Annotated in this window: 5 protein-coding genes; 2 read left to right on the top strand and 3 right to left on the bottom strand. The window is 72.0% G+C overall.

Features of this window, described 5'->3' with window-relative positions:
- Positions 1-145: 145 nt before the first annotated feature.
- Together AB0N66_RS42155 and AB0N66_RS42150 are read right to left on the bottom strand one after the other, a co-directional pair.
- A complete protein-coding gene (locus tag AB0N66_RS42155; RefSeq protein ID WP_365446212.1) occupies positions 146-1,810 on the bottom strand; it encodes a SpoIIE family protein phosphatase in 1,665 nt (554 codons plus the stop codon).
- Positions 1,811-1,934: 124 nt separating this feature from the next.
- On the bottom strand, positions 1,935-3,311 hold the full coding sequence (locus tag AB0N66_RS42150) for an NAD(P)/FAD-dependent oxidoreductase (protein WP_365446215.1): 1,377 nt from the start codon (positions 3,309-3,311) through the stop codon (positions 1,935-1,937).
- A gap of 375 nt (positions 3,312-3,686) precedes the next feature.
- Between AB0N66_RS42150 and AB0N66_RS42145 the strand changes: the two genes are divergently transcribed.
- Positions 3,687-4,466: a helix-turn-helix domain-containing protein gene (locus AB0N66_RS42145; protein ID WP_365446209.1), complete on the top strand. Its 780-nt coding sequence runs from the start codon at positions 3,687-3,689 to the stop codon at positions 4,464-4,466.
- 329 nt (positions 4,467-4,795) lie between these two features.
- Positions 4,796-6,769, top strand: coding sequence for a sigma-70 family RNA polymerase sigma factor (locus tag AB0N66_RS42140; protein ID WP_365446206.1), 1,974 nt, complete (start codon positions 4,796-4,798; stop codon positions 6,767-6,769).
- Between the two features lie 55 nt (positions 6,770-6,824).
- On the opposite strand, the gene AB0N66_RS42135 is transcribed toward AB0N66_RS42140, so the two are convergent.
- Positions 6,825-10,316: a BTAD domain-containing putative transcriptional regulator gene (locus AB0N66_RS42135; RefSeq protein WP_365446203.1), complete on the bottom strand. Its 3,492-nt coding sequence runs from the start codon at positions 10,314-10,316 to the stop codon at positions 6,825-6,827.
- Positions 10,317-10,563 lie beyond the last annotated feature (247 nt).

The raw sequence follows: 10,563 nt of genomic DNA, 5'->3' as shown, positions 1-10,563 counted from the left end.
GCTTCCGGGGCTCCGCCCCGTTTCAGCCCGTCCGGCGTTTGAGGACGAGCGCGTTCAGCGCGATACGGGGGGCTGGGGGCAGAGCCCCCAGAAACGGGACGGGCAGGGGCGGAGGGGGCGAAGAAACCCCGACCCCGCCCAGGGGTCACCCGTCCGCCCGCGGCAACGCGAACTCGCACCACACCGCCTTCCCCCCGCCCGGGGTACGCCGCGACCCCCAGCCGGAGGCGATCGTGGCGACGATGGCGATGCCGCGGCCTGCCTCGTCGGCGGGCTCGGCGCGGCGGCGGCGGGGCAGGTGGTCGTCGCCGTCCGTGACCTCGATGATCAGGCGGCGGTCGGTGCGGCGCAGGCGCAGGCGCATCGGCGGGGTGCCGTGCTGGAGGGAGTTGGCGACGAGTTCGCTGGCGGCGAGGATGCCGAGGTCCTGGAGGTCGGCCGGGAAGTGCCAGCTCGTCAGGACGCCGGAGGCGAAGGCACGCGCGCGTGGAGCCGCTTCCACGCCGCCGAGCAACTCCAGGGCGGCGTTACGGAAGAGGTCGCCGTTGGGACCCGTACGGGCGGGGTGCTGAAGGACCAGGACGGCCACGTCGTCGTCGTGGTCGGCGGTGACGCCCGCCGAGCGGACCAGCCGGTCGCAGACGACCTGGGGGGTGCCGGTGGCACCGGCGAGGGCACGCTCCAGGGAGGCGATTCCCTCGTCGAGGTCCTCGTCGCGGCGCTCGACGAGGCCGTCGGTGTAGAGGACGGCCGTCGAGCCGGGGCCGAGCGGGACCGAGCCGGAGGTGTGCAGCCAGCCGCCGGTGCCGAGCGGCGGGCCGGTGGGTTCGTCGGCACGCACGACGGTGCCGCTCTCGTCTCGGACGAGGATCGGGAGGTGGCCCGCGGAGGCGTAGATCAGCCGCCCCTCGTTCGGGTCGTGGATGGCGTACACGCAGGTGGCGATCTGGTTGGCGTCGATCTCGGTGGCGAGGCCGTCGAGGAGCTGCAGGATCTCGTGCGGGGGCAGGTCGAGGCGGGCGTACGCGCGTACGGCGGTGCGCAGTTGGCCCATGACCGCCGCGGCGCGCACCCCGCGGCCCATGACGTCGCCGATGACGAGCGCGGTGCGGCCGCCGCCGAGGGTGATCACGTCGTACCAGTCGCCGCCGACCGCGGCCTCCGTGCCGCCGGGCTGGTAGGTGGCCGCGATGCGCAGGTCGTCGGGCTCCTCCAGCTCCTGCGGGAGCAGGGAGCGCTGGAGGGTGACGGCCGTCTCGCGCTGGCTGCGTTCGCTGGCGCGCAGCCGCTCGGCGGCCTCGGCGTGGTCGGTGACGTCGGTCGCGAAGATCAGTACGCCGCCGCCCTGGCCCTCAGTCTCCGGAGAGGTGTCCACGGGGGTGCAGGTGAAGGTGTACGAGCGGCCGTTGGAGGTTTTGCGGGACTTGACGGTGCGGGACCTGGCGCTGCGCAGGACCTGGTCCAGGAGCGGGAGCAGGCCGAGTTCGTTCAGCTCGGGAAGCGCCTCGCGCGCCGGCTCGCCGATCGGTCGTACGCCGAAGGCCGCCGTGTAGGAGTCGTTGACGTACGCGACGCGGTGGTCGGGGCCGTGGACGAGGGCCACGAGGGCCGGGACGCGGTCGAGGACGTCGCGGACCGGCAGTTCGTCGACGGCGGGCACGGGCGGCGCGTCGTCGGTCAGCTGCTCGGCGCGGGCCGCCGGCACGGGAGCGCCTTCCCCTCGCAGGTCCGGGGAGACCGTGTGTTCGGTCTGCGCCGCGGTGCGGCGCTGCGTTCCGGGGAGCCGGGCGCTCCAGCGCGTGAAGTTCACTGTGGGGAAGGCCTCGTGGGTTAGAAGGGCGAGCGGTGGGCCCGCCCAAGGTCGTGGACCAGTCTGGCCGACCGGACCGACATCCGTCAGACGCCGGCCTGACCGGTGGAGTTCCAGGGTCCGGTCAGGACGACCCCTTCGGGCCGAGCTTCGGGTCGAGAGGATGTTTTCCACCGGCCGCGAGTTCGAACTCCGCGCGGGGATGTTCGAGCGAACCGAGAGAAACGATCTCCCTCTTGAAGAGCCCCGAGAGGATCCATTCGGCGAGCACACGGGCCTTGCGGTTGAAGGTAGGCACCCTGCTCAGGTGGTAGACGCGGTGCATGAACCAGGCAGGATAGCCCTTCAGCTTGCGCCCGTAGACGTACGCGACACCTTTGTGCAGCCCCAGGGACGCGACCGAGCCGACGTACTTGTGGGAGTACGTTTCGAGCTCCTCGCCGCGCAGGGAGTGCACGATGTTGTCGCCGAGGACCCTGGCCTGGCGCACCGCGTGCTGGGCGTTGGGCGCCGTCTCGGTACCGGGTTCCGCGGTGACGTCGGGGACGGCGGCGGCGTCTCCCGCGGCCCACGCGTGCGTGGTGCCGTCGATGGTCAGCTGGGGGGTGCACTTGAGGCGGCCGCGCTCGTTCAGGGGGAGATCGCTGGCGGCGAGGATCGGGTGCGGTTTCACCCCGGCGGTCCACACGACCGTACGGGTCGGGAAGCGGGCGCCGTCGCTGAGGACGGCGATCCGGTCCGCGCAGGAGTCGAGGCGGGTGTCCAGTCGTACGTCGATGTTGCGGCGGCGTAGCTGGGTGACCGTGTACTTGCCCATCTCCTCGCCGACCTCGGGGAGGATGCGGTTCGAGGCCTCGACGAGGATCCATTTCATGTCCTCGGGCTGGACGTTGTGGTAGTAGCGCGCGGTGTAGCGGGCCATGTCCTCCAGCTCGCCGAGGGCCTCCACGCCCGCGTAACCGCCTCCTACGAAGACGAAGGTCAGGGCCGCGTCGCGGATCGCGGGGTCGCGGGTGGAGGAGGCGATGTCCATCTGCTCGATGACGTGGTTGCGCAGGCCGATGGCCTCCTCGACGGTCTTGAAGCCGATGGCGTACTCGACGAGACCGGGGATCGGGAGGGTGCGCGCGATCGAGCCGGGGGCGAGGACGAGTTCGTCGTACGAGATGTGTTCCGGGCCCGCGCCCTCTTCGTCGCCGGCGAGGGTCGTGAGGGTCACCGTGCGCTTGGCATGGTCGATCGACTGAGCCTCGCCGATGACGATCCTGCAGCGGTCCAGGACCCGGCGCAGCGGGACGACCACATGGCGCGGCGAGATCGAGCCCGCGGCGGCCTCCGGAAGGAACGGCTGATAAGTCATATATGGGTCCGGGGAGAGGACCGTGATCTCGACTTCGCCCCGTTTAAGTTCGGCCTTCAACTTCTGCTGAAGCCGCAGAGCGGTGTACATCCCGACGTAGCCGCCGCCGACCATGAGAATGCGCGCACGTTCCTTCACCACCCCATGACGCACCCAGCTCTGGAGTTTGTCCACAGCCTCGACAATTTGTGTGACCGGCCGCCGACTGCGCGCGGGGTTGGCCGAATCGCCGGATTACGAGGAATAAGCGCAGGTCAGCGCGGGTCCAAGGGCTATCGGGAGGAGGAGCAATAGGGACGTAAACGACCCGTACTCCGATCGGGGGGCGCTCCGTGCGGAACCTGCCCCTTCTGAATTGACCCCCTCTCAACTATGTTCGTGTGTCGACGGGGTGTAGGGGGATGCGCTCGACGAGTCCGTACGACGGACTCGTGCACACAAGCTTGTTCCGCGCGCTCCGGCTGCCGATGGCGGGGAGAGTCTCCGGGGGGAGACGTCATTACCGGGGGAACGCTTATGCACATTCAGGAATCTCATTGGTCATCCGCGTCAGCCACCGCGTCCGGTGGCATCGTCGGCGCGGCAGCGGGCGGCGACAGCCGCGGTCCGGGCACCGGATCGCGCACGACGCCGCTTCGCGTGGACGCACAGCGCAATCTGGAACACGTACTGCGCGCGGCGCGCGAGGTCTTCGGCGAGCTGGGGTACGGCGCGCCCATGGAGGACGTGGCGCGGCGCGCCCGGGTCGGCGTGGGCACGGTGTACCGGCGCTTCCCGAGCAAGGACGTCCTGGTTCGCCGGATAGCCGAGGAGGAGACCTCCCGGCTGACGGACCAGGCACGTGCGGCGCTCGGGCAGGAGGACGAGCCGTGGTCGGCGCTCTCGCGCTTCCTGCGCACGTCGGTGGCCTCGGGTGCCGGGCGGCTGCTGCCGCCGCAGGTGCTGCGGGTCGGCGTCGCGGAGGACGGCACGGAGGCGGAGGACGCACGGGTACCGCAGCAGCGGTCCCAACTCGTCTCCGAGCTGCGGCTCGTCGAGCAGCGGTCAGTGCCCGCGGAGGAGGTACTGATCGCGGCTGCGGACGACGCGGGTGCGGCGCAACTGCTCGAAGTGGTGGGCCGGCTGGTGGAGCGGGCGCGTGCGGCGGGCGAGCTGCGGGCGGACGTGACCGTGGCGGACGTACTGCTGGTGATCGCGACTGCGGCGCCCGCGCTGCCGGACGCCGCTCAGCAGGCGGCTGCCTCGGCCCGGCTCCTCGACATCCTGCTGGAGGGGCTGCGCTCACGTCCGGCGTGAGCGGCTCGACGAACACGATCACCGGTTACAAACACAAACACCGGGTACGAACACCGGGCACCAGGGCTTGTCTGGGCGCGGGTGCTACGTCACTCCGTCACACTCGCGCACCAGGCCCACCGGTCGCACTCCGGATATTCCAGGCACGGCGCCAACTCCCTCTCGGGAGCCGTTCGTTGACTATTCCCCAAAAGAGTGACGGCTAGTGCTGGCGTATGGGAAGTCCCCACGGACGAGTGGTTGGTCCGTGCAGGGGCGTCAAGCCACTGAAGCCTGTGGCAGTCTTGCCCGGTATTCGGGTCCGAGTGTGCAGGCGGGGGCTTTCCGCAATGAGCGTTGACGGGCGGGACGAGTCACTCGGTGACGGTGGCGCGGACGGCGGCACGGAAACCGGCGGGCTGCCGTCCCAACAGGTACCCAGCCAGGGCGGTCCGCAGGACAGCGCCCCGAGTGCCCCGCCCTCCGACAACGGCACCCCGGGAGTCCCGCCCTCCGGCAACGGGCCCGATCCCAGCGTCCCGCCGCAGCGTGACCGGTTCGACCGGCGGGACATCGGCAGCGTCCTGCCGCCCCCGGTCGATCCGCCGCCGTCCGACGCCGATCTGATCGAGCGGATGCGCGCGGGCGACGACACGGCGTACGAGGGGCTGTACCGGCGCCACGCCGAGGCCGTGCGCCGGTACGCCCGCACCTGCTGCCGGGACGCGCACACCGCGGACGACCTCACGGCCGAGGTGTTCGCCCGCATGCTGCAGGCCGTACGCGGCGGCAGCGGCCCCGAGCACGCCGTACGCGCGTATCTGCTCACCACCGTCCGCCGGGTCGCCGCGAACTGGACGAAGACGGCGAAGCGCGAGCAACTGGTCGACGACTTCGCGGTGTTCGCCGCACAGGCCGCCCGCGGCTCCGAGGTGTCCGACGACGACACACTCGACCTCGGCGCGGATGTGCGCGCGATGCACGAGGCCGAGCAGTCCATGGCCATGCAGGCGTTCCGGTCGCTGCCGGAGCGCTGGCAGGCCGTGCTGTGGCACACCGAGGTCGAGGACGAGTCGCCGAGCGACGTCGCCACACTCTTCGGGCTCGATGCCAACGGCACGCGTGTGCTGGCCAGTCGCGCCCGCGAAGGCCTCAAGCAGGCCTACCTCCAGGCACATGTGAGCGCCACGCTCACCACGGACGAGGAGTGCGCGCGCTACGCCGACCGGCTCGGCGCCTACGCCCGCGGCGGGCTGCGTACGCGCGCCGAACGCGGGCTGCGCAAGCACTTGGAGGAGTGCGCCAAGTGCCGCCTGGCGGCAGGCCAGATCAAGGAAGTCGCCAGCGGGATCCCGTCGCTGGTGCCGATCGCGGTCATCGGCTGGTTCGGTGCCGCCGGGTACGCGAAGGCCGCCGCGCTCATCGCCGGTGGGGCCGGCGCGGGTGCAGCCGGAGCAGCCGGTGCGGCCTCCGCGGCGGGCGGCAGCTCCGGCGGGGCGAGCGCGGGTGGCGGCGCGGCCGCCTCGGAGGGGCTGGGCGCGCCGGTCAAGGCCGGTATCGCCGCGGGTGTCGTCGCGGTGGCCGCGGCAGCGCTGGCGCTCGCCCTGGCCGGTAACGAAACCTCGCCCAAGAAGCCCGAGGCAAAGCCGGCCGTCTCGCCCGCCGCCGAGGTACCACTGCCGTCGCCCAAGCCGCCGAAGAAGGCGCCCGCGCCCAAGCCGCCGGTGGTCCTGGCGCCCGAGCCGACTCCCACACCGACCCCCACTCCGACACCCAAGCCCACCCCGAAGCCCACGCCCAAACCGTCGCCCACCCCGACGAAGCCGAAGCCCGCGCCCAAGCCGACCCCTCCCCCGCCCCCCACTCCGACACCGCCGCCTCCGCCCGCGCCGGTCGTCTACCAGTGGAGCGAGCTGGACTACGGCGTCAACGGCGACGGCACCAAGCCCGAAATGCGGCTCGGCGAGAGCAGTTGGGTGTGGCAGCGCTACGGGGTGTCGATCGCGGACAAGCAGTACGCGCACGGGGTGACCGTCCACGGCCACTCCTCCGTCACCATCGACCTCAACCGCAACTGCTCGGCCTACGACGCGGTGGTCGGCGTCGACGACATGACACTGGGCCTTGGCCAGGTGCGCTTCTCCGTGTACGCGGACGGCTCCCGCATGTGGCAGTCATCGCTGGTCAAGGGCGGCGACCGGGCGATCCCCGTCCATGTGAACCTCACCGGCCGCAAGACCATCCGCCTCGTCGTCGAGCCCCACTCCGTCCTCGACTCGACGGCACTGGCGGACTGGGCGGAGTCGAAGTTCCTGTGCGAGTGAGCTCCGGTGGGCGGCGCGAACATGCGTCGGCGGGGTGCTCCTGCGAGCCGTGCGGCTACGCGTCGGCGGGGTGCTCCTTCAGCGCCTCGGCCAGGTCTCGCAGGGCGTCGTTCCTGGTGAAGTCCGCACCCGTGGCGCGCTCCGACTCGTAGCGGACGGGGCCGATGGCCGCGAGCGCGGCGGCCTCTGTGCGCTCGGCCGCCGAACTCTCCTGGGCGCGCCGGGGATGGCCGCCGCGCCAGCGCGTACCGACGCCGAGCAGACGGGCCGCGCGCGGATGGTCGCCCAGCTCGGAGAGAAGGCCCGCGGCGCAGTCGACGAGGCCGGCCAGCACCACATCGGCACAGCGTCCGGCCACCGCCGCCGGCAGGGCGTCGGACAGCTTCCGCAGACCGTGCTCCGGGCCGCACTGGGCGGCCGTGATGACCGCGTCGACCCAGTCCAGTGCCGCCACGAACTGCGGGGGCGGGGTACCACGGGCGCTCTCCAGGCGTGCCTGCTCGTACAGTTCGCGGGCGACGGCGACTTCCCCGTCGTCCAGCGCCATCTGGGCACGCAGCATATTGACGAACGCGCGGGCGTCCGCCACCCCGTAGCGATCGGACGCGGCGCTCGCCTCGTCAAGAGCCGTCAGCGCCCGGGACCGCTCACCCGCGCGGTAGGCGATCTCGGCCAGCCGGGCCATGAGGAAGGGCGCCTCGGCGTACGCGCCCACCTCGAAGGAGAGCCGCAGCGCCTCCTCGTACTCCCTCTTCGCCTCCTCGAAGAGACTGCGCGACATGGCCGCCTCACCGGCCGCGCTGCACACCTGGGCCCGCATCCAGCGGTCGCCCACCCGGCGGCTGAGCTCGCGCAGCTCCGCCACATCGTCGTCCACGCCCTCCATTCCGCCCGGAGCGTCGACGGCCAAGTGCGTACGGAACATCAGGGTGAAGCCGATCTCCCACTCGCCGCCGTACGCACGGCAGTTGACGACCGACGCGTCCATGGCGGGCCGCAGATCCTCCGAACTGCCCAGGAAGTAGGCGGTCAGCGGCCAGATGACGCCCGGAATGCGCGCCGCCTCGGGGCCACCCCTCTCGAAGACGGCCCGCACGCGCACGATGTACTCCCGCATCGGCCCGTCGTCCTGCCCGGCCAGCGGGTCGGTCTCCACCTGCATGAACAGGTACAGCATGCGCAGCCTCATCCGCATGGCGTACAGCGGGTGTTGCTCGTCGCGGTCGGGGACGGCTGTGGGGGTTTCGAGGAAGGCCGCCACCGCGTCGACGGCGGCCAGATAGGCGAGGGGTGCGTCCTGGCCGGAGTCGTGCGAGGCACCCGCGCTGCTGCACCAACCGGGGGCCGGCAAGGCGCCGTCACCGGTGACGGCGCACAGCCGCAGCACCAGGTCCGTCCATTCCGCGCCCTCGCGGCGGAAGTTGCGCAGCCACCAGAACCAGCCCATGGCGAGGACGAGAGCGCCGGCCTCCTCCTCGTCACGGGCGACGACGGCGCGGTAGACGGCCGCCCGGATGTTGTCGAGCTCGGACTCCAGGCGCCGGATCCACGGCAGTTGCTCGGCGGAGCGCAGCAGCGGATCGGCCTCCTCGACCAGCGCGCGCACCCATGCGCGATGGCGCCGCTCGGCCGCGGCACGCAGCTCGGGGACTTCGGCGGCGCGCTCGACGGCGTACTCGTGGATGGTCTCCAGCATGCGATACCGCATGCCGCCCCCTTCACCACCGTCCTCCTCATCTCCGCCGTACGGCGTCGCGACGATCAGGGACTTGTCGACGAGCGCTCCTACGAGGTCGGCGGCGGGGCCGGTGCACACCGCCTCCGCGGCCGCCAGGTCCCAGCCGCCCGCGAAGACGGACGCCTCGCGCAGCACGGTCCGCTCCCGCTCATCGAGCAGGTCCCAGGACCAGTCGACGACGGCGCGCAGGGTCTGCTGGCGGGGCAGCACCGTGCGGCTTCCGGAGGTGAGGAGCCGGAAGCGGTCGTCGAGCCGGTCGGCGATCTGCCGGGCCGTGAGCAGCCGCAGCCGCGCGGCGGCCAACTCGATGGCCAGGGGCAGCCCGTCGAGCCGCCGGCAGATCTCGTCCACCGCCGCGGAGTCATGGAGCGCGGCATCCGCGTCGGGACGGACGGCCGACGCCCGCTCCAGGAAGAGGCGGCGCGCCGGATCGGGCGGCAGGGGCTCGACCGGACGCAGCAACTCGCCCGGCACGCCCAGGGGTTCACGACTGGTGGCAAGGATCGTGAGCCCGGGGCATTGCGTCAGCAGGGTTTCGGCGAGTTCGGCGGCGGCACCTATGACGTGTTCGCAGTTGTCAAGGATCAGGAGCTGGCTGCGCGGGGCGCAGTACTCGACGAGCAGGGCGACCGGGTCGTCCTGCGGTCCCGCCATCTCGTTGGTGATCAGCACGGTTTCGCGCAGACCGAGGGCGCTGACCACGGCACCGGGGACCGCCTCCGGCCGGTCCAGCGGAGCGAATTCGACCAGCCACGCCTGGGAAAGCCCGGCGGCGGCTTCCTCGGCGAGGCGGGTCTTGCCCGAACCCCCCGGCCCGGTCAGAGTGACCAGTCGTGCCCTCTGCACATCCGAACGGATGGCGTCGATTTCGGGTTCCCGCCCCACGAACGAGTTCAGACGCGGACGAATGTTGCCGTTTCGGGCAGCACGGGAGGGATCTCCTGGTGCCTGAGCCTGAGCCGCCGGATCCTGAGTCCCCGAGCCCGGAGCCGTCAGCCCGCGAGCCCGCGGACCCGCACCCGCACCCGCCGTCCGGGGCTGTCTCCCGTTCTCCGACCAGGCGCCGGACTCCGGTGCCCCTTCTCCCTCGCGATCCCCCTCCAACAACTCCGCGTGCAGTGTGCGTAGTTCCGGCCCGGGATCCGTGCCCAGCCCGTCCGTCAGGCGGCGCCGCGTCCTCTCGTACGCGGCCAGGGCGTCCGCGCCACGGCCGGCGTCGCGCAGGGCGCGGATGAGCAGGGCGTGCAGCGCTTCGTCGTACGGGTGAGCCTCCGTCAGTTCCTTCAACTCCGGTACGACGTCATCGGCGCGGCCGAGTCGCAGGTCGGCCTCGACTCGGGTCCGGGTCGCCTCCACGCGTAGGGCTTCCGGGCGGGTCGCGGCGGTGCGGTCGGGGAGGTCTGCGAGGGCGGGACCCCGCCAGAGGGCGAGCGCGTCGCGCAGGTGGGTGCCGGCGGTCGTGGCGTCATCGCGGGCGAGTGCGGCCTTGCCCTTTCCCACGAGGTGTTCGAAGAGGAACAGGTCCACGTCGTCCTTGGCGGCCCGCAGGCGGTAGCCGCCCGCCTCCGAGGTGACCGTGTCCCTCCCGATCGCCCGGCGCAGGCGGCCGACCAGGGCGTGCAACGCGGCGGGTGCGTCCTGAGGGGGCTCGGACGCCCACACCTCGTCGATCAGGGTCTCGGGTGCGACCGTGCGGTCGGGGCGCTGGGCCAGGGCAGCGAGCAGCGCCCGTACCCGGGGGCCGCCCACCGCTAGCAGGGCCCCCCGGTCGTCCTCCACCTGGGTGACCCCCAGAATCCCGTACCGCACCCACCCATTCTCACCGCCCCCACCCCTCCGGAGCACCGCCTTTCTCCGGCGAGCCTCCGGGGTACCTCGACGCGGACGTCCAGGCAGGCATTTTTTCGCCCCCTCCGCCCCTACCCGTCCCGTACCTGGGGGCTGCGCCCCCAGACCCCCGCCTTTCGGCCTGAACGGCCTCGTCCTCAAACGCCGGACGGGCTGAAACTGGCTGGCCGGGGATCCGGTGGGTGGGGATCGGGACGGCACCTCCCCG

This window comes from Streptomyces sp. NPDC093544 (genome assembly GCF_040683495.1).
In the GTDB taxonomy this organism is placed as follows: Bacteria; Actinomycetota; Actinomycetes; order Streptomycetales; family Streptomycetaceae; genus Streptomyces.
The sequence above is the reverse complement of the archived record's forward strand: the minus strand, read 5'-3'. Positions and strand labels throughout refer to the sequence as shown.